Genomic DNA, 19,533 nt, shown 5'->3' on the forward strand with positions numbered 1-19,533 from the left:
CTGATGCGGCGCATGGCGCGCCTCGTTCATCTGGTTTAGCGGGGGCATGTAAATAATCGGTTTACGATAAACCCGGTTTGGGGTGGTCGCAGAATACTGACTTTGGTTCTCGCTTAAGGGCTTGCCTTTTGCGCGCAATTGCGCCAATGGGCTGCCACAGCGTCAGGCGGAGTATCCGCGAAAAGCCGGTCAGCGAGGTTTCGCCCACCGGCTCTTTTTGCGTATATTGTGCCTGTGAGCGCGTTTTAACCACGGAAAGGCATGGCATGTTTGACAGCTTATCAGATCGCCTTGGCGGCATATTTGATCGCCTTAAAGGCCGTGGTGCGCTTAATGAGGACGATGTCCGCGCAGCGATGCGCGAGGTGCGGATTGCGCTGCTCGAAGCCGATGTTGCGCTGCCGGTAGTCCGCGGCTTTATCGACAAAGTGACCGACAAGGCGATCGGTCAGGAAGTGCTGAAATCGGTCACGCCAGGCCAGCAGGTGATCAAGATCGTCAATGACGCGCTGGTCGAGATGCTGGGCAGCGATGTCAGCGAGATTGATCTGGCGACCACGCCACCCGCCATCATCATGATGGTCGGCCTGCAGGGTTCGGGTAAAACCACCACCACCGCCAAAATCGCCAAGATGCTGACCGAGAAGGAACGTAAAAAGGTGATGATGGCGTCACTCGACGTCAATCGCCCGGCAGCGCAGGAGCAGTTGGCGACATTGGGTGAACAGACGTCGGTCGCGACGTTACCGATCATTGCCGGGCAGCAGCCGGTGGAAATCGCCAAGCGCGCTATTCAGGCGGCGAAGCTGCAAGCCTTTGACGTGCTGCTGCTCGATACCGCAGGCCGTCTGCATGTCGATCAGCAGTTGATGGACGAGATGCGCGCCGTCTCCGCCGAGGCGCAACCGAAAGAGACCCTGCTGGTGGTGGACTCGCTGACCGGTCAGGATGCGGTCAATGTGGCGCAGAATTTCTCCGAGCAGGTTGATCTCACCGGCGTTGTGCTCACCCGTATGGATGGTGATGCCCGTGGCGGTGCGGCGCTTTCGATGCGTGCGGTCACCGGTCGTCCGATCAAATTTGTCGGCACTGGCGAGAAGATGGACGCGCTCGAGCTGTTCCATCCTGATCGTGTCGCCAATCGTATTCTCGGTATGGGCGATGTCGTCAGCCTGGTTGAGCGCGCGGCGGAAACGGTCAAGGCCGAAGATGCCGAGAAGCTTGCCGAGCGCATGTCCAAGGGGCAGTTCGATATGAACGATCTGCGCACCCAGTTGCAGCAGATGACCAAGATGGGCGGTCTCGGCGTGCTGGCGGGCATGATGCCCGGCATGAAAAAGGCCAAGGCGGCGATGGAAGCCAGCGGCATGGACGACAAGGTGCTGGTCCATATGGATGCGATCATCGGCTCGATGACCATAGAGGAACGCGCCAAACCGGCTCTGCTCAACGCCAAGCGCAAGCGTCGCGTCGCCATGGGCTCGGGCACCACGGTGCAGGACGTCAACAAACTCATCAAAATGCACAAGGAAATGGCCGGAGCGATGAAGAAGATCCGCAAAATGGGCGGGCTTAAAGGTCTGGCCGCGATGTTTGGTGGTGGCGGTGCTGATCCTGCGGATTTACTCGGCGGGCCGGGCGGTCCGGGTGCGGGGCAATTGCCACCGGGCCTGCCCGGATTACCGGGCGGCATGCCGCCGGGGCCGTTCAAGAAATAGACTGAAATTTTATTATAAACCAATACTTTAAGATGATTTAGAAGGAAAAACTTATGCCAGTAGCAATGCGTCTTTCGCGCGGCGGTTCAAAGAAGCGCCCTTATTACCGTATCGTGGTGGCCGATGGCCGCGCACCGCGTGACGGCAAATATCTTGAGCAGATCGGCAGCTATAACCCGCTGCTCGCCAAGGATGACCCTGAGCGCGTCAAGCTCAACGAAGAGCGCGCCAAGCATTGGCTGTCCGTCGGCGCACAGCCTTCGGACCGCGTGATGCGCTTCCTTGATGCGGCTGGCCTGAAAGAACGCAAGGCGCGCAACAACCCGCAAAAGGCGGAGCCGGGCGAGAAGGCCAAGGAACGTCTGGAAGAAAAGGCCGCCAAGGAAGCCGAAGCCGCTGAAGCTGCCAAGGCTGCGGAAGAAGAAGCCAAGGCTGCAGAAGCTGCTGCAGAGGAAACTCCGGCAGAAGAGCCTGCTGCAGAAGAAGCACCTGCCGAGGAAGCGGCTGCTGAAGAAGCTCCAGCCGAAGAGGCCAAAGCCGAAGAAGCACCTGCTGAAGACGCAGCCGAAGAAAAGGCTGAAGGCTGATCATGAAAAGCCCCTCCTCTTCAGAGGAGGGGTTGGGGTGGTGGCGAGGCGAAGCCGAGCAATGCAAAAGTCTAAAAGGGCATCGAGCCCTTTCAGACTTATCCCACCCCAACCCCTCCCTTAAAAGGGAGGGGCTTTTGTTATGAATATCTCCGAAAAACCCGTCACTCTCGCCGTCATTATCGGCGCGCATGGAGTGGCGGGCGAAGTCCGCCTGAAGCTGTTTAGCGACAGCGTGGACAGCCTGAAGCAGCACAAAGCCTATAATCAGGGCGCTTTGACCCTGGAAGCGGTCCGCCCCAATAAGGCAGGCGCGATTGCCCGCTTCGCCGAAGTCACCGACCGCAACGCCGCCGAAGCCGCACGCGGCACCGAACTGACCGTGCCCCGCTCCGCCCTGCCACCGCTGGAAGAGGGCGAATATTATTATGCAGATCTGATCGACCTGCCGGTGGTTACCGACGCGGGCGAGGCCGTGGGCCATGTGATCGCGGTGGAGAATTTCGGTGCCGGCGATGTGGTCGAGATCAAAAAGCCCAATGGCAAAGCGTTTATGGTGCCGATTGGGGTCTGTGATATAACAGATACATCACTTTCACTGCCGGTAGATTTTGTTGGATGATTGGCTCGGTTGTAATCATTCTTTTAAGTTTCATAGTCGCATACAGCGGATGCGTTTTGGCACGATGGATGAATTGGGCGCCATGGACATTGGCCTTCATTCCATTTGGCGGACTGCCATTACTTTGGGGGCTAGGCTCGGGCTACATATTCTCGCCCCTATGCCCAGACGTCGATACGTGTGATTCTGGTGGCTGGTTTGCCTTTTCTGCGGGCATGTTTGTGATCTGGGTACTGGCCTGTATTGGGAACGGGATTGGCATATGGCTATTTTTGAATCGCGAATATGACTGATATTGGATTTTGGATTGTCATTGGGATCAGCGTTTGGGTTCCACTACTAATGACGACAATGCTGATCGCTGTAATTCTGCTATTTGCTTGCGAGAAAAATGCTCTCAATAACTTCGTTATTCCCATCTCTGGTATTTTCCCTTTTTTATTTCTTATCCTTCTGTTTTTCATCGATTCTATGTTCGAAAATGGTATTCTTTACGACAGAAATAAGTTTGAATATCCGTCCTACGTAATCATCTACTGCAATATATTTGCGTGGGTTCCGAATTACTTCATCATCCGGCGTATTTTAATCGACAGGAAATCGCTGTGACCTTCCACGCACAAATCTTGACGCTGTACCCAGAGATGTTCCCCGGACTGCTTGGGGCTTCGCTCGCAGGCAAAGCACTGGAGCAGGGCCTATGGTCGTGTGAGGCGATCAACATGCGCGACTTTGCCACCGACAGGCATCGCAGCGTTGATGATACGCCCGCCGGTGGTGGCGCGGGCATGGTGTTGCGCGCGGATATATTGGGCAAGGCGGTCGATTTTGCGAGCGCGCGGATGGCGGAAAAACTCCCCTCCCCTTCAGGGGAGGGGCTGGGGGTGGGGGCGTTCAACAAGCGCGGCACCGAGACGACAGCCCCCACCCCAACCCCTCCCCTGAAGGGGAGGGGCTATAAGGCCCCCGTCATCGCTCTCACCCCCAGAGGCACACCACTCACCCAAGCCCGCGTCCGTGAAATCGCATCCGGTCCCGGCGTCACGCTGCTGTGCGGCCGTTTTGAAGGCTTTGACGAGCGTATCTTCGAGGCGCGCGATATCGAGGAAGTCTCTATCGGCGACTATATCCTCTCCGGCGGCGAAGTCGCAGCGACGGTGCTTCTTGATGCTTGCATTCGCCTGCTTCCCGGTGTAATGGGCGCGTCTTGCAGTGGCGATGATGAGTCTTTCGAGACCGGATTGCTGGAATATCCACATTATACCCGGCCCGTTGAGTGGGAAGGGCGCACGATCCCTGAAGTGCTGCGATCGGGGGATCATGCGAAAATCGCTGCCTGGCGAGAAGAACAGGCGGAAGCGATTACACGGCTAAGGCGGCCGGATCTTTGGGAGCGCCACGGGGGTGCTTCGGGTCAGTCGCCCTCTGGTGCGCAGCGACAAAAGAAGGAAAATGGGAAATGAATCTCATTCAGACACTCGAAGCGGAAGCGATCGAGGAATTTAACAGCAAGAAAACCGTCCCCGATTTCAAGGCCGGCGATACATTGCGTGTCGGCGTCCGCGTGGTCGAGGGTGAACGTACCCGTGTCCAGAATTTTGAAGGCGTGTGCATTGCCCGGTCAAACCGCGGCCTCGGCTCCAACTTCACCGTGCGCAAAATTTCGTTCGGTGAGGGCGTTGAGCGTGTATTCCCGCTTTATTCGCCGAATATCGACAGCATCACCGTGGTCCGCCGCGGCGTTGTGCGTCGTGCGAAGCTCTACTATCTGCGCGGCCGCACCGGTAAGCGTGCACGCATCGCGGAACGTCGCGACACCAAGGTTGCAGCCCAGGGCTGATAACCGGCGACAGGCTATAATGGAAAGGGCGGTCCCAAGGGCCGCCCTTTTTGTTTCAGGATACCGTCATTGCGAGGAGCGAAGCGACGTGGCAATCCAGAGCGGCACGAGACGCCCTGGATTGCTTCGCTACGCTCGCAATGACGAGTTAGATTGATCCGCTGAAAGCCGCCTCAAGCCCGCTGAGCATCCGGCAGATCCTCGCGCATGATGGTGCGCGTATAGAGATGCCATGTGGCATAGCCCAATGTCGGCAGCACAATTGCCAGACCCAGGAACAGCGGAGCGGCACCAATGGCCAGCAGAACCGCAACGGTAATGCCCCAGCGCAGCACTACAGCCCGGTTCTTGTTGAACGCCTTTACCGAAGTGCGAATGGCGCGGCCTGCGCCGACATTCTTGTCGACCAGCATCGGCAGCGAGACAAAGCTGACAGCCAGCACCGCAACGGCGAAGGCCAGCCCGACCAGATTGCCGACAATGATCATGGCCCAGCCTTCGCCAGTGGTGAAGACGCTGGTGAGGAATTCGCCCGGCGATTGCGGTACCATAGGGCCCATAAACACACTGTAGATAATAAAGGCTGACAACATCCAAAGCGCAAACACGGCGAGTAGGATCGAACCGACAAACATGATGTTGGAGAAGTTGCTGCTGGCGAACACATCGAAAAAATGCATCCAGCCGGAATCTTCCCCGGCCTCGCGGCGGCGGGCGAGTTCATAGAAACCGGCAGAGACCAATGGACCCATGAGCGACAGCCCGGCAGCCAATGGGAAGAGCAAAGGCAGGCTGGCGCCGCCCAGCACAAAAGTTGCCGCTACCAGCCCGATCAGCGGATAGAGCGCGCCGATAAAGATAAGATCGCCGCGTTTGGAGAGAAAATCCTGATAGCCCTTTTGCAACGCTGTGCTGATGTCATCACTGCTAATGCTGTTGATACGAACCGGGGGAAATTTCGCGGCCAATTCTGCCGCAATATCCTGTGCCATGCTTCTCTCTCCTTCTGTGTCGTAAAAACCTGTCCTGTTGTCTTTTGCTTTTGGGGTTTTGCCGGTGTGAACGTATATGACGTTACGTTTCCCTAGTCTTTAACCCTATCATGAACAAAGCGCGCTGCGAGCAAACGGTTCCAACTCAGGCGTAATTCGCATCTTTGTGAGACGCCTACGCAAGCACTGAAAAGGCCAGCGCACAGAAATTACGCGAACCCGAAAGTTTGCCTTTGCTCCCGGCAGCAATTGCTTTGCCCAGCCGCAGCGATATGGGCTTGTGCGATGCCACAGACTGCGCCATGGAACCCGGCGCGGGCGGCATGCCCGCTGATTGATTTTTGGAGACTGTTCTTGGCTTATCGCGTTGCTGTTGTCGGAGCGACCGGAAATGTTGGTCGCGAAATGCTTACGGTGTTGTCGGAGCGTGAATTTCCTGTCGCGGAAATCGCTGCCGTTGCATCGCCGCGCTCCACCGGGAGCGAGGTGGAATTTGGTGAAACCGGCACAATGCTCAAGGTAAAGAATATCGAGCATTTTGACTTTACCGGCTGGGATATCGCGCTGTTTGCCGCGGGTTCCGCTGTGGCCAAGGACTATGCGCTCAAGGCGGCAGCAGCGGGTTGTGTGGTGATCGATAACAGTTCGCTGTTCCGCATGGACCCGGATGTGCCGCTGATCGTGCCTGAGGTGAACCCGGATGCCATCACGGATTACACCAAGAAAAACATCATCGCCAATCCCAACTGTTCCACAGCGCAGCTGGTGGTAGCGCTTAAGCCGCTGCATGATGCGGCGACGATCAAGCGGGTGGTTGTTGCGACCTACCAATCGGTGTCCGGTGCGGGCAAGGGCGGCATGGACGAGCTGTTTGAACAGTCGCGCGCCATCTTTGTTGGCGACCCGGTCGAACCCAAGGGCTTTACCAAGCAGATCGCGTTTAACGTCATTCCGCATATCGATGTGTTTCTTGATGATGGCTCGACCAAGGAAGAGTGGAAAATGGTCGCCGAGACCAAGAAGATCCTCGACCCCAAGGTGAAAATGTCTGCGACCTGCGTCCGTGTTCCGGTGTTTGTCGGCCATAGCGAGGCGGTGAATATCGAGTTTGCGGATGAACTGTCTGCCGAAAAGGCTCAGGAAATCCTGCGCGAGGCACCGGGCATCATGCTGGTCGATAAGCGCGAGGATGGCGGCTATGTGACGCCGGTGGAGAGCGCAGGCGACAGCGCCACCTATATCAGCCGCGTCCGCGAAGACCCGACGGTGGATAGCGGCATTGCGCTATGGTGCGTCTCGGATAATCTACGCAAAGGCGCGGCGCTGAATGCGGTGCAGATTGCCGAACTGCTTGGGCGGAAGCATTTGCAGAAAGCGTAGCTTGCAGCGCTAGTCATTGGCGACCTATAGCGCTGTCATGTCGTCCTCTTTGATGCAGACCTACGAGCCGCTAAACCAGCTGAAGCCGCTGGCCGATAATCTGTGGATGGTCGATGGTCCGATCATCAGGATGGACTTCCCGCTGGGCTTCAAAATGCCGTTCCCGACGCGGATGGTGATTGTGCGTTTGCCCAATGGCGATTTGTGGGTGCATTCGCCGACGGAGCCGACCGATGAGCTGTTTGCCGAGATTGATGCGCTTGGCCGGGTGCGGCATCTGGTTGCGCCCAACAGTATCCATTACTGGTATTTGCCCCATTGGACCGAGCGTTATCCTGAGGCTCGCACCTACGGTGTTGCGGGACTGACCGACACTGCAAAGCGCGAAATCCGCATTGATGAAACCCTGTCCGAAAGCACTCCTGCGGATTGGCAGGATATGTTTGAGACAATCATTTTCAGCGGCAGCGTGATTTCTGAGGCGGTGTTCTTCCATCGGCCATCACGCACGCTCATCGTGACCGATCTGATCGAGAATTTTGAACCAGGCAAAATCCGCAGCGGTTGGTTGCGCTGGTTTCTCGGGCTGGTCGGGATCGTCGACCCCGATGGCAAAATGCCGCTCGACCTTAGAATGACCTTCTGGCGCAAGGGTGAGACGCTGAGGCGGCAGGTGCATCAAATGATCGGCTGGAAGCCGGACAGGGTGATCATGGCGCATGGCCGACCTTATCTCGAGAATGGCACTGCGGAGTTGCGGCGCGCCTTTCGATGGGTAAAAGGGGTGTCATGACACTTTCAGCAGACCTGTTTTTCAGCTTTCGTTCGCCCTATTCCTATCTTGCGGTCGGCCGATACCGTGCCATGACCGAGGAATATGATCTCGACATTACGCTCCGCACCGTATTGCCGATTGCCATTCGCGATCCTGATATCCTGTTTACCGGCAATCCGGCGGCACCGCGCTACATTGTCATGGACTCGATGCGGTCCGCGGCCTTTCTGGGCATACCGATAGCCTGGCCGCGGCCTGATCCTGTGGTGCAGAACCTGATGACGCGCGAGATCGCTGAGGAACAGCCCCATATTCATCGCATTGTCCGGTTGGGGCAGGCCGCCACGCGGCGGGGCAAGGGCCTTGCCTTTGCGCATGAGGCAGCGCAGCTGATCTGGGATGGCTCAATTGATGGATGGAATGAAGGTGATCATCTGGCAAAAGCGGCTGAACGTGCCGGTCTCGATTTTGCCGAGCTTGAAGCCGAAGCGGTAAGCGATGCCGAGGCGCTCGATGCCGAAGTCGCTGGTAATCAGGCGGCATTGGAAGAGGCAGGCCATTGGGGCGTTCCGACGCTGGTGTTCGATGGCGAACCGTTTTTCGGACAAGACCGGATTGATGTTGCGCTGTGGCGCATGGAACAGGCTGGGCTGAAAAAGCGGTGAGCGACGCAGTCGTGACGCACATTGCCATGCCTGATGGGGTGAAGCTGGCGGTGCATCAGATGGGGCCAGAAGATGGCGCGCCTGTGTTGATGCTGCATGGCCTGTTTTCCAATGCCGAGACCAATTGGATCAAATATGGTCATGCCGGACGGCTGGCCGAGGCCGGTTTTCGTGTTATCATGCCGGAGTTCCGGGTGCATGGGCAAAGTGATGCGCCGCATGATCCGGCGGCTTATCCCACCGATATCTTGGCCGATGATATTCTGCATCTGATCGAAATGCTGGCGCTTGAGAGTTTTGATCTTGTCGGCTTTTCACTCGGCGCCCGCACATCGGCCAAGCTGCTTACCATGGGTCTGCGTCCACGACGTACGGCGCTGTGCGGCATGGGTTGGCAGGGACTGCAGGAGTGGGACCGGCGACGGCAGTTCTTTATCGATGCGATAGACAAGCGCGAGACGGTAAAGCGCGGAGATGAGCATTTTTTCGCCGTCGCCTTTATGAAGACGCAGGGCATTGATCCGGTTGCGGCGCGGCTGTTGCTGAACAGCTTTGGCGATATTGATGTCGAGGCGCTGACCGATATCGACACGCCGATCATGGTTCTGTGCGGCAGCGAGGATCAGGATAATGGCTCCGCTCCAATGCTGGCCCAAAACCTGGCGCAGGCGCATTATGTCGAGATACCCGGCACCCATATGTCCAGCGTGACCGAAAAGGCGCTGGGCGCGGCGCTTGTCGCGTTTCTGGGAGAATAAACCCCTTGCTGCCATCGGCGACCAAGAAGAATTTCCTGATTTTCTGGCTTTCCGGCTGGGCGCTGTTTTGCTGCATAGTGGCGTTGGAACCGCCTCAACCTCCAGGGATTACCGGCTTTGATATGGAAGCGCATCGCATGGCGGGCAGCGCCGAGACGGTCAATACGATCCATGCCTATTGGCAGGGTGAGGGGGTCTATAATCGTGCGCTCTGGTCTCTTGTCGTCGATATGCTGTTTATCACCGCGATCTCCATTGGCGGCATATTGGGTGGGCGGCTGTTACAGCAAAATGAGGCGAAAACTGTGCGCTTCATCGGGTTGGTCGCCATTGCCGCGCATGCGGTTTTCTGGCTGGTGGATTATGGCGAAACGCTCAGTCAGCTGGTGCAGATGGTGCACGGGCAGGGCTATGATATACTGGCGGGGATCGCGGCCTTTATGCGGCCGATCAAACTGCTGGTTTTCCTGATCGGTTTTCTCGCTCTGGTCATCGGCTATGGCGCATCGCGCATTCTGTCCACTACAGGCCAGTCCAAGCCTTGACGCCATCGCCGCTGGGCCGCATCCTGCGCGCAATATTGAATATATAATTGGGGGACTTTTCGTGAAACGCCAAATGCTTACCATTTCCGCCTGTGCGCTGGCCATGGCCATGCCGCAAATGGTTCTCGCCGAGGAAACCGCGCCCCGAGAGGACGCGGGTACTGGCAGCGATCTGGAGCAGGCACGGGCGTTCTTGGAAGAGACCGAGCAGGAATTGCTGGCCTTCTCCAATGAGGCGAGCAAGATATACTGGATCAATTCGACCTATCTCACCCATGACACCAATGCACTGGCGGCTGCCGCAGGCGCAAAGGGCACCGAAATGTCGGTGCGTTTCGCGTTGGAAGCGGCCAAATTTGCCGATGTTGAGGGGCTGACCGCCGAAGAGAGGCGCAAGCTTGACAAGCTGCGCGGCGGCATCGTTTTGCCCGCGCCCACCCGCGAAGGCGCAGCAACGGAGCTTAGCACCATCGCCACCCGCTTGCAGTCGCAATATGGCCAGGGCCGCGGCACCAAGGGCGGCGAGGAGATTAACGGCTCGGATATAGAAGCCGCCATGGGCACCACACGCGATCCTGAGCTGCTCAAGGAAATGTGGTCAAGCTGGCACGACAATGTCGGCGCGCCGATGAAAGATGATTATGTCCGCATGGTTGATATCGCCAATCAGGGTGCGCGTGAGCTCGGTTTCAAGGATGTCGGCGCGATGTGGCGTTCCAACTATGACATGCCCGCCGATGAGTTCGGCAAGCTGACCGAAACTCTGTGGCAGCAGGTCAAGCCGCTCTATGATGAGTTGCATTGCTACACGCGTGGCAAATTGAACGAGGAATATGGCGATGACGTCCAGCCCGACAGCGGCCCTATCCGCGCCGATCTGCTGGGCAATATGTGGGCGCAGGAATGGGGCAATATCTACCCCATCGTTGCCCCTGAAGGCGCAGGCGATATTGGCTATGATGTCACCGAATTGCTCAAGTCCGAAGATTATGATGCGCTGAAAATGGTGCAGACCGGGGAGGCGTTTTTCTCCTCGCTTGGCTTTGAGCCGCTGCCCGAAACCTTTTATGAGCGCTCGCAATTTGTGAAACCCGCCGACCGCGAAGTGGTGTGCCATGCCAGTGCTTGGGACCTGGATAACAAGGACGATATCCGCATCAAAATGTGCATCAAGGTCAATGGCGATGACTTTGTCACCATCCACCATGAGCTGGGGCATAATTATTATCAGCGCGCCTATAAGGAGCAGAGCTATCTGCACCTTGACGGCGCCAATGATGGTTTTCATGAAGCGATTGGCGACATGATCGCGCTCGCGATTACGCCCGATTATCTGGTCGAGATCGGCCTGCTCCCCGCCGAGCAGGTACCAAGCGCCGATAAGGACCTGGGCCTGTTGCTGCGTCAGGCGATGGACAAGGTGGCGTTTCTGCCCTTTGGCCTGTTGGTTGACCGTTGGCGCTGGGGTGTGTTTGGCGGCACCATCAAGCCCGATGGTTATAACCCCGCATGGAATGCACTGCGCCTGCAATATCAGGGGATTACGCCACCAGTGGAGCGCCCCGACGAGGCTTTTGATCCGGGCGCGAAATATCACATTCCCGGCAACACGCCCTATACCCGCTATTTCCTGGCGCGGATTTTGCAGTTCCAGTTCTTCAAGGCCGCTTGCGACACGGCCGGATGGGAAGGGCCGCTGCACCGCTGTTCTTTTTATGGCAATGAAGAGGTTGGCGCGCGGCTGAACGCGATGCTGGAAATGGGCGCATCCAAGCCCTGGCCCGATGCGCTGGAGGCCTTTACCGGCACCCGCGAAATGGATGGCACAGCAATGGTCGAATATTTCGCGCCATTACAGGATTGGCTCAAAGAGCAGAATGCAGACAAACAATGCGGCTGGTAAATGGCAGCGCGTAACCAAAGGAATTGGATAATGAAAACAGCGATAAAAGCGGCATTGCTGGCCAGTGGTCTGGCATTGGCGACGTCTGCACAGGCGCAAATGGTGACTGCCGCCAATCCGCAAAGCATTGCCAGCGCGATGCAGGAGGCTGGCTATAAGGCGGAACTGACTACCGATGATGTCGGCGATCCGTTGATCAAATCTCGCATGGATGGCTGGAATGTCTCGGTGCTGTTCTATGATTGCACCAACAATGCCAATTGCAAGTCGCTGCAATTTTTCACTATCTTTGATCGACCGCAGCCGATGCCGGCTGAAATGGCTATAGCCTGGTCAACCCGCAACCGCTTTGGGGCGGTTGGGCTTGATAATGAAGGCGATCCATCACTGACTTGGGACGTGTTGACCGGAGAAGCCGGGATACCGCAATCGGTGTTTATTGACGCGCTGAACAGCTATGACACAACAATTGCACGGTTCAGCAATTACGTTTTTGAGTGATATGGTTAGGTTGAGGCCTGACCAAGCGCACATTTAATTGTCATTGCGAGGAGCGAAGCGACGCGGCAATCCAGAGCAGCATGAGACGCTCTGGATTGGTTGACCTTCGGTCGCCTTCGGCCCGCTACGCTCGCAATGACGAGTGTTATTGGCTTATTCTGACGACTCAGTTGACCGTTCGGCAATCTCTTCGTTGCTGACCGCGTCTTCCGCTTCATCTTCGCTCTCATCTTTACGCTTTTGCGAGGCGACAATGCCGACCGTTGCAGCGGTTGCCGCAATGCCGCCGATAATCGCGGCGGCTTTGCCCGGATGGCGCTTGGCGGCATCTACTGTTGCACGCGAGGCATCACCGGCCGCCTGAGCCGCCTTCTTGCCCGCATCGCTCGCCATATGCGCGGCGGCGGTCGCGCCTTTGCTCAGTTGCTCTCCCGCCTTTTGCGCGGTTTCGCGGGCGGTTTCTTTCATTGCCGGAAGATTCTCGACAAATTTGTCCTTGGCGTCGAGCGCCTGTTCCATCGCCTTTTCAGACAGAACCTTAGCCTGTTCCTTGGCGGTTTCTGCGGCGCTGCTGGCTTTTTCGGCCAACACCTTGCCGGTCTCGCTGGCTTTTTGGCCCAGCACTTCAGATGCGGCCTTGGCGGCTTCGCCTGCCTTGGCTTTCAAGTCGTCGGTGGATGCTGTTTCGGTTTCGGGTTTCTTCGCCATGATTCCTCCTCTTTGGCGCATGCATAGGCTATGCCCATGAACATAGGCTTGCGCGCCTGTAGTGCCACCCATTGTCTCACAGGCTTACAAGGTTTTGCGTTTAGCCCTCCAACGCTTGTAGCAGATCGGCGACAAGATCGGCAGGATTTTCCAGTCCGACCGAGAGGCGTAACAAACCGAGCGGCGAAGTAACATGCGGCTCCTCGACCGAAGCGCGATGTTCGATCAGGCTTTCGACCCCGCCCAGGCTGGTGGCGTTGGTGAAAAGTCTGACCTTGCTGGCCATGGCAATCGCTGCATCGCGCCCATCAGCCAGTTCGATGGAGACCATCCCGCCAAAGTCGTGCATCTGGCTGGCGGCGATGCTGTGTCCCGGATGGTCAGCAAGGCCGGGATAATGGACGTTAGATAGGCGCGGATGCCCTTCCAGCGCTTTGGCAACCGCATGGGCATGGGCGCAGTGCGTAGCGACACGACAATGCAGCGTCTGCAATCCGCGAGCGGCGAGCCAGGCGTTAAATGGCGAAAGCACCGCGCCCGAGAGCGAGCGACCGAGCGACAGTTCCTCTTGCAAAGCATCATTGGCTGCAATCAGTGCGCCACCCATAACATCACTATGACCGCCAATATATTTGGTCAGAGAATGGATGACATAATCCGCGCCCAGCGAAATCGGTTGCTGCAGGGCAGGGGTGGCAAAGGTGCCGTCGACAGCGAGTTTTGCACCGACGGCATGCGCCTTATCGGCAATGGCGGCGATATCGAGTATCTCAAGCGTCGGATTAGTCGGGCTTTCGAGCCACACCAAGGCAGGCTTTTGCGCCAGTTCCTTTTCCAGCGCCTCGCCATCATTCAGGTCGATAAATACCGGAACGATCCGGCCTTTGCTTTCCAGCAACCCCGCTAGCGCGCGAAAGCCATGATAGAGGCTGTTATGAAACACCACGCGTGCTCCGACCGGCAGCGTGTCGAGTAATGCCGCACCCGCCGCCATTCCCGAGGCGTAAGCCAGCCCAAAGCTGCCCCTTTCTAATGCGGTTAGTCTCGCTTCCAGATCGGCGACATTGGGATTGCTCGACCGGCTATAGTCAAAGCCGTGCAACGTCTCATAGGCCGGGCCATGCTCAAAGGTGGTGGCCATATGGATAGGCGGCGCCATAGCCCCGTCGCGCCGCACATGCGGCACATGAATGGCCGCGGTTTCGGGTTTCAGGGCTTTGGGATCATCCGCCATGGCTTAGCGGAAAGGCGGTTCGTTAAAGGCGCGCAGCTTGCGGCTGTGTAAACGGTCGCCTTGCTCGCGCAGCAATTCGCAGGTCAGCGTACCGATCTGCATATGCGCCGAAACCGCTTCATTGTAGAAACGATTGGCCTGGCCCGGTAGCTTCAACTCGCCATGCAAAGGCTTGTCCGAGACGCAAAGCATGGTGCCATAAGGGACGCGGAAGCGATAACCCTGCGCTGCAATGGTGGCTGATTCCATATCAATGCCAACCGCACGCGATTGCGAGAAGCGCAGCGCGCTGGCGCTGTAGCGCAGTTCCCAATTGCGATCATCGGTGGTGACCACGGTGCCTGTGCGCATCCGGCGCTTAAGGTCAGCGCCACTCGAGCCGGAGATTGTCTCCGCCGCTTCAGCCAGTGCCTGCTGCACTTCGGCAATGGGTGGGATGGGTATTTCCGGCGGCAGCACCGTATCGAGAATATGGTCATCGCGCAGATAGGCATGCGCGAGCACATAATCGCCAATGCGCTGCGTCGGACGCAGGCCGCCGCAATGGCCGACCATCAGGAACACTTCCGGACGCAGCACCGCGAGATGGTCGGTGATCGTTTTTGCATTGGACGGACCGACACCGATATTGACCAGCGTGATCCCGCTGCCATCGGGCGCCATCAGATGATAGGCGGGCATCTGGATACGCCGCCAGGCGCTGTCGGCGATAAGCTGGGTGTGATCATCGGTCGGCTCATCAATATACAGGCCGCCTGCACCGGAGAGCGCGGTATATCGGCCCTGGCCGACCTGCTTACAGGCCCAGCTCACAAATTCGTCGACATAGCGGTGATAGTTGGTGAACAGGATAAAGCGCTGTGTGTGCTCCGCAGGCGTACCGGTATAGTGCTTCAGCCGTGCCAGCGAGAAATCGGTCCGCAGCCCGTCAAATAGCGAGAGCGGTGCTGCGCCATCTTCGGTGCTGTGGATATTGCCATCGGCAATCTCGTCGCCAATGTCGGCCAGTTCGGTAGTCGGGAAATAGCGCGAAAGTTCCTGTGGCGTGATCTCGCCGAGGTCGAGGCCCTCGATACCGTCCAGCACATAAGGGAAGGGGATTTCCTGATTGCTGGTCGAGACCTCCATCTCGATATCATATTGTTCGGCGAGGATTTGCAGCTGTTCGCGCAGATAATCGGCGAAAATCTCCGGCCGGGTCACGGTTCCGGAATAGATACCCGGCGTCTCCAACCGACCAAAGGAAAGGCTCGGCTTGGCGCTGCGCTCATCGCCGGAATAGCGGATAGTGAGCTTGGGATAGGTAAAGGCACCATTGGTGCGCATTGCCGGGTCGGGCGTGGTTTTGTCTTCGCAATAGGCAAGAATGGCGCTTTGCAGCGCGCCGATGGCCGCGTCATAATGAGCGCGGAGCTGGTCAATAACCGTATCAATATTTTGCATGGGGGCGATGTATCGGGAAATGCCGATTCTGTCATCCGGCAAATGCCCTTTCGTCACCTCGGTTATGGTGTCTGTGCTGCGGCAATCAGGGTTAACCTATCCAAAACGGATATTGTTGCGATGGCGCTGCATAATGTGCCCCAGCTATTCTTTGTCTTTCCATGCAATTGAGGACAGGAAAATGAGGAGCTTCCTTACCGGCGCAGCCACAATATGTGCCATCGCTGTGTTGGCCGCCAATGGTGCCATGGCACAACAACAGGCCCGGTCGGATTCGTTCCAGCAAATGCGTTTCTTTGACGAGACCGCAATTCGCTTGGCGCTGGAGCCTCAAGGGGCGGAGGTAGAGACGCGCAGGACCGAGTCAGGGATGCCCTTCTTCTTCATCACTTTTAACAATATGAAGCTGGTCGCCGTGCCGCAAAGCTGCAATCAGCAGCGGGCCAATTGCGTCGGCCTGGTCATCTCTGCGCGCTATCGCCCACCGCAAAATGTCTCGCCGCAACAATTGCGTGACAGGGTGGATGCCTTCAACCGTAGCTATGACTATGCCAAGGCGGTGATCAGCTCGGAAGGCGTGCCCACAGTTTCGCGCTATGTCATCGCCGATTATGGCACCTCACTCGGCAATTTGCGCAGCGAATTTACCAACACGGCCAATCTGGCGCAGATATTTAACCGACAGGTATTGGGGAACTGACCGCTTTTGGCGCGTGACCAACGTCAGTTATCCATCCACATGCGTGACAGGTTGAACTGCACCGCCTGGATGCGGGTATAGTTTTCATCGCTCATGCCAAGGCCTTCCAGCGCAGCCACTTCATTGAGCTCGTAAAGCAGATTGCGCTTGGCGGTATCCGGGATACGGCTCTGGATAAAGCACAGGCCAACCAGCCGCTCGCCTTCTGTGACTTCCTCTACCTCGTGCAGGGTGGTGGACGGATAGACGACCGCCGAGCCCGCAGCGCCCTTGAAGCGCATCTGTGAGTCCCCCAGCAATATGCGCAGCGCGCCACCTTCATAACTGTCCGGATCATTGAGGAAGATGGTGCAGCTCAGGTCGCTGCGAAACGCTTTGCCTTCAACCATCATCATCGGGCTGTCGGGGTGCAAGCCATAGCGCATGCCGGCATCATATTTTGTGATCAGTGGCTTGGTGATACCTGATGGAAAGGCAAAATTACGGAAATCCTCATGCCGCATCAATGCAGTCTCCAGCATCGACGAGGATTTCTCCCATGCCTTTTCATCGTGCAGATGCAGATTGTTTTTGACCTTGGAATGGGGGTTACTGATCCGTCCATCGACAAAATTAGCCTTGGCTGCCAAGGCCTTGAGTGTCTTGACTTCTCGGCCACTCAGAAGGTCGGGTATCTGCTTGATCATTGGTTTATCCTAACCGGTTCTATATTTCCCATGCCTATGCCAGCCGCTCAAGTGCATTTGCGATAGGCGGATGCTCTTTCGCAGCCGCCTCAAGCCAGGCCGTGCCCTTGGCAATCTCTTCTGCCCAATTGTGCTCGGCCTGTGCGATGACATCGCGGCGCAGCTGGGGCGAATAGCCATGTTCGGGGGCCTTGGAATATTGCTGCATTATCGGACCGTTGAGCGTCTCATGCAGCGCCTGATCCTCAAAATGCAGGTCAAACACCGCCGCGATCTCTTCGAACTTGGCATGAGGCGCATCGAGAAACACATCAAAATCGCACCATAGGCTGTCGCCATCTTCACTATCTGCTCTGCTCAGCGCGACCATTTCACAGGCCCAACTCATCGCCACTTTCTCGCCGGGCGACATCTGCCACAGCGTCCAAGGCGTTGCGTCCAACATGCGGTGCAACCGGTTTAGTCGCGCTGCTGCCAGAGACAGTGTTTCCGCGCGGCCAGCATCCCCGGCAAAAATCGTTGCGAGATAGATATGCGGCTTTGTGGTCAGCAGCAGGGCGGGGCCGGTTGCAGCCATAATCTCCGGCGCAATCTCGGAGACAAAGCTGGAGGCTTTGATGATGGTGTTTTGTTCATCAGGGGCTCTGCCCAACCATAGAAGCAGCTGCTGGAGCCTTTGCTGCCACAGCTTTGGCTCCCAGGGCATATCCGGCGCGGCAACCTTGCCGCCCAGCTCTGCCATAGGTCGCAGAGCAAATGGCTCGCGCAGGGCATGCACCTGATCATGCGTGCCCAGCAGCCGCGACATCAGGGTTGAGCCGACATGGCCGATATGAAAAATGAAGCGTGGCTTGCGCGTCAGTGAAGCGCCTGCCTCGGCCAGTTGCTGCCATTCCAGCCATCCTTGCGGAGTATTGGCCTGCAGCACCCGTTGATCAAGGAAACTTGCCGACGCGATGGCATCCAGTGAAAGCCGTGCGATGTGCACCCGCTCACCGGTGACATCTATGTTAAAGGGGAAAAAGCCGGGATCGCTGAGAAACGTCGTTTGCAGGTCTTGAGACATGCCCGGAGCATTAGGCCGGGAAAGCGTTTGACGCAATCATACAAAAACGGGCCGGAAAATCCGGCCCGTTTTCATACATTTGGTCTTTGCCGAAAGACAGATAGGATCAAGCGGTTGCTTCGCTATCTTCCTCCGCCGGGGCTTCATCGGCTGCTGCTTCAGCGTCTTCGCTTGGTGCTTCCTCTGCGGTTGCTTCTTCAGCTTCCTCGGCATCTTCACCAGCAATCTCGCCAGGCTCCAGTGTGCGGTCGATTTTCTCGACAAAGCCGGTGGCTTCTTCGGTGTCGAACATCTGCGCCATCACGTCGACGCCGTCCTTCTGAAGCTCGGCTTCGTCTTCAGAACGCGCGACATTGACCTGAATCGTCACGGAAACTTCCGGGTGCAGCGCGATGCGGACATCGAACAGGCCGAGCGTCTTGATCGGACGCTCCAGGATGACCATCGACTTGTCGACGTCAGCACCGGTCTTGTTGAGCTCTTCAACAATGTCACGCACGGCGACCGAACCATAGAGCTGGCCGCTATTGGACGAAGCGCGGATCAGGACGATCTGGGTGCCGTCAACATTCTCGCCATGCTTGGCCGCGGCGGTGGCGCGTTCCTTGTTCTCGGCTTCAATACGCTCACGATTGGCCTCGAAAACCTTCTTATTGGTCTCATTGGCGCGCAGCGCTTTCTTGTTCGGCAGCAGGAAGTTACGGGCATAGCCGTCCTTCACGGTGACAACATCACCGATGGTGCCGAGCTTCTCGATCCGTTCGAGCAAAATGATATCCATGTCTCTTGCTCCTTACTTCACGATAAACGGCAACAGGCCGATCTGGCGCGAACGCTTGATCGCCTTGGACAGCTCGCGCTGCTTCTTGGCGGAAACCGCGGTGATGCGGCTGGGGACGATCTTGCCACGCTCGGACATAAAGCCCTGCAGCAAGCGAACGTCTTTATAGTCAATCTTTGGTGCATCCTTGCCGGAAAACGGGCAGGACTTGCGACGACGGAAAAATGGGCGTGCCATGGGTCTTGTCTCCTTCTAGTCCGGCTTATTCGCTGCGATCACGACGGCCGCGGCGATCGCGGTCGTTCTTGCGCATCATCACCGACGGGCCATTTTCATGCTCGTCAACGCGGATGGTCATATAGCGAACCACATCTTCGTTGATCGCGGTCTGGCGCTCCAGCTCGGCGACGACATTGGTCGGCGCGTCAATGTTGAGCAGCACATAATGCGCTTTGCGGTTCTTCTGAATTTTGTAGGCGAGGGTTCTGAGGCCCCAGGTTTCGGTCTTGGTGACCTTGCCTTCATTCTGTTCGACGATGTCCGTCGCGGTCTGGGCGAGTGCATCAACCTGAGCCTGGCTCAAGTCCTGACGCGCCAGAAAAACATGCTCATAAAGTGGCATGGGCGTT

Annotated in this window: 22 protein-coding genes; 13 read left to right on the forward strand and 9 right to left on the reverse strand. The window is 57.2% G+C overall.

Annotation, left to right across the window (positions count from 1 at the left end):
• Positions 1-266 precede the first annotated feature (266 nt).
• The 5 genes from ffh (at position 267) to rplS (ending at position 4,767) form a co-directional block, all read left to right on the forward strand.
• Positions 267-1,718 (forward strand): signal recognition particle protein, encoded by a 1,452-nt coding sequence (gene ffh / locus RB602_RS07450; protein WP_317084325.1) that lies wholly within the window; start codon positions 267-269, stop codon positions 1,716-1,718.
• Between the two features lie 53 nt (positions 1,719-1,771).
• Positions 1,772-2,305 carry a 30S ribosomal protein S16 gene (rpsP, locus tag RB602_RS07455; RefSeq protein WP_317084328.1) on the forward strand — a complete coding sequence of 178 codons (534 nt, stop codon included), beginning with the start codon at positions 1,772-1,774 and terminating at the stop codon, positions 2,303-2,305.
• Positions 2,306-2,453: 148 nt separating this feature from the next.
• Complete coding sequence (gene rimM, locus RB602_RS07460; RefSeq protein WP_317084452.1) at positions 2,454-2,927, forward strand: ribosome maturation factor RimM; 474 nt, start codon at positions 2,454-2,456, stop codon at positions 2,925-2,927.
• A 605-nt stretch (positions 2,928-3,532) separates the two neighbouring features.
• Positions 3,533-4,390 carry a tRNA (guanosine(37)-N1)-methyltransferase TrmD gene (trmD, locus tag RB602_RS07465; protein ID WP_317084331.1) on the forward strand — a complete coding sequence of 286 codons (858 nt, stop codon included), beginning with the start codon at positions 3,533-3,535 and terminating at the stop codon, positions 4,388-4,390.
• The gene (gene rplS / locus RB602_RS07470) at positions 4,387-4,767 is read left to right on the forward strand and encodes a 50S ribosomal protein L19 (protein ID WP_317084332.1); all 381 of its coding nucleotides are present in this window, start codon (positions 4,387-4,389) and stop codon (positions 4,765-4,767) included. The genes trmD and rplS overlap by 4 nt, the downstream gene beginning before the upstream one ends.
• Positions 4,768-4,940: 173 nt before the next feature.
• Here the strand turns inward: rplS and RB602_RS07475 are convergent, their stop codons facing one another.
• Positions 4,941-5,759, reverse strand: a complete 819-nt coding sequence (locus tag RB602_RS07475; RefSeq protein ID WP_317084334.1) for a DUF2189 domain-containing protein — start codon at positions 5,757-5,759, stop codon at positions 4,941-4,943.
• A gap of 354 nt (positions 5,760-6,113) precedes the next feature.
• On the opposite strand from RB602_RS07475, the gene RB602_RS07480 reads away from it, so the two are divergent.
• The 7 genes from RB602_RS07480 (at position 6,114) to RB602_RS07510 (ending at position 12,286) form a co-directional block, all read left to right on the forward strand.
• Positions 6,114-7,139: an aspartate-semialdehyde dehydrogenase gene (locus tag RB602_RS07480; RefSeq protein ID WP_317084453.1), complete on the forward strand. Its 1,026-nt coding sequence runs from the start codon at positions 6,114-6,116 to the stop codon at positions 7,137-7,139.
• Positions 7,140-7,155: 16 nt separating this feature from the next.
• On the forward strand, positions 7,156-7,932 hold the full coding sequence (locus RB602_RS07485; RefSeq protein ID WP_317084336.1) for a DUF4336 domain-containing protein: 777 nt from the start codon (positions 7,156-7,158) through the stop codon (positions 7,930-7,932).
• Positions 7,929-8,579, forward strand: coding sequence for a 2-hydroxychromene-2-carboxylate isomerase (locus tag RB602_RS07490; protein WP_317084338.1), 651 nt, complete (start codon positions 7,929-7,931; stop codon positions 8,577-8,579). Before RB602_RS07485 ends, RB602_RS07490 begins: the two co-directional genes overlap by 4 nt.
• Positions 8,576-9,337 (forward strand): alpha/beta fold hydrolase, encoded by a 762-nt coding sequence (locus RB602_RS07495; protein WP_317084340.1) that lies wholly within the window; start codon positions 8,576-8,578, stop codon positions 9,335-9,337. The genes RB602_RS07490 and RB602_RS07495 overlap by 4 nt, the downstream gene beginning before the upstream one ends.
• 5 nt (positions 9,338-9,342) lie before the next feature.
• Positions 9,343-9,882 carry a hypothetical protein gene (locus RB602_RS07500; protein WP_317084341.1) on the forward strand — a complete coding sequence of 180 codons (540 nt, stop codon included), beginning with the start codon at positions 9,343-9,345 and terminating at the stop codon, positions 9,880-9,882.
• Between the two features lie 73 nt (positions 9,883-9,955).
• Complete coding sequence (locus RB602_RS07505; RefSeq protein ID WP_406568412.1) at positions 9,956-11,785, forward strand: M2 family metallopeptidase; 1,830 nt, start codon at positions 9,956-9,958, stop codon at positions 11,783-11,785.
• A 30-nt stretch (positions 11,786-11,815) separates the two neighbouring features.
• A complete protein-coding gene (locus RB602_RS07510) occupies positions 11,816-12,286 on the forward strand; it encodes a YbjN domain-containing protein (protein ID WP_317084344.1) in 471 nt (156 codons plus the stop codon).
• 153 nt (positions 12,287-12,439) lie between these two features.
• On the opposite strand, the gene RB602_RS07515 is transcribed toward RB602_RS07510, so the two are convergent.
• The 3 genes from RB602_RS07515 to RB602_RS07525 all read right to left on the reverse strand — a co-directional run bounded on the left by RB602_RS07515 (position 12,440) and on the right by RB602_RS07525 (position 15,671).
• Entirely contained in the window at positions 12,440-12,994 is a 555-nt protein-coding gene (locus tag RB602_RS07515; protein ID WP_317084345.1) for a hypothetical protein, read from the reverse strand.
• A gap of 100 nt (positions 12,995-13,094) precedes the next feature.
• Positions 13,095-14,228 (reverse strand): trans-sulfuration enzyme family protein, encoded by a 1,134-nt coding sequence (locus RB602_RS07520; RefSeq protein ID WP_317084346.1) that lies wholly within the window; start codon positions 14,226-14,228, stop codon positions 13,095-13,097.
• A 3-nt stretch (positions 14,229-14,231) separates the two neighbouring features.
• Positions 14,232-15,671, reverse strand: coding sequence for an AMP nucleosidase (locus tag RB602_RS07525; RefSeq protein WP_317084348.1), 1,440 nt, complete (start codon positions 15,669-15,671; stop codon positions 14,232-14,234).
• 181 nt (positions 15,672-15,852) lie between these two features.
• On the opposite strand from RB602_RS07525, the gene RB602_RS07530 reads away from it, so the two are divergent.
• Complete coding sequence (locus tag RB602_RS07530; protein ID WP_317084350.1) at positions 15,853-16,371, forward strand: type III secretion system chaperone family protein; 519 nt, start codon at positions 15,853-15,855, stop codon at positions 16,369-16,371.
• A 23-nt stretch (positions 16,372-16,394) separates the two neighbouring features.
• On the opposite strand, the gene RB602_RS07535 is transcribed toward RB602_RS07530, so the two are convergent.
• From RB602_RS07535 to rpsF, 5 genes are all read right to left on the reverse strand, one after another.
• Positions 16,395-17,057 carry a Fe2+-dependent dioxygenase gene (locus RB602_RS07535; RefSeq protein WP_317084352.1) on the reverse strand — a complete coding sequence of 221 codons (663 nt, stop codon included), beginning with the start codon at positions 17,055-17,057 and terminating at the stop codon, positions 16,395-16,397.
• A 34-nt stretch (positions 17,058-17,091) separates the two neighbouring features.
• Positions 17,092-18,123 (reverse strand): hypothetical protein, encoded by a 1,032-nt coding sequence (locus RB602_RS07540; RefSeq protein ID WP_317084354.1) that lies wholly within the window; start codon positions 18,121-18,123, stop codon positions 17,092-17,094.
• 106 nt (positions 18,124-18,229) lie between these two features.
• Positions 18,230-18,904 carry a 50S ribosomal protein L9 gene (gene rplI / locus RB602_RS07545; protein ID WP_317084356.1) on the reverse strand — a complete coding sequence of 225 codons (675 nt, stop codon included), beginning with the start codon at positions 18,902-18,904 and terminating at the stop codon, positions 18,230-18,232.
• A 12-nt stretch (positions 18,905-18,916) separates the two neighbouring features.
• Positions 18,917-19,141, reverse strand: coding sequence for a 30S ribosomal protein S18 (rpsR, locus tag RB602_RS07550; RefSeq protein ID WP_317084358.1), 225 nt, complete (start codon positions 19,139-19,141; stop codon positions 18,917-18,919).
• A 25-nt stretch (positions 19,142-19,166) separates the two neighbouring features.
• The gene (rpsF, locus tag RB602_RS07555; protein WP_317084360.1) at positions 19,167-19,526 is read right to left on the reverse strand and encodes a 30S ribosomal protein S6; all 360 of its coding nucleotides are present in this window, start codon (positions 19,524-19,526) and stop codon (positions 19,167-19,169) included.
• Between the last annotated feature and the right edge of the window lie 7 nt (positions 19,527-19,533).

The organism is Parasphingorhabdus sp. SCSIO 66989 (genome assembly GCF_032852305.1).
GTDB lineage: Bacteria > Pseudomonadota > Alphaproteobacteria > Sphingomonadales > Sphingomonadaceae > Alterisphingorhabdus > Alterisphingorhabdus coralli.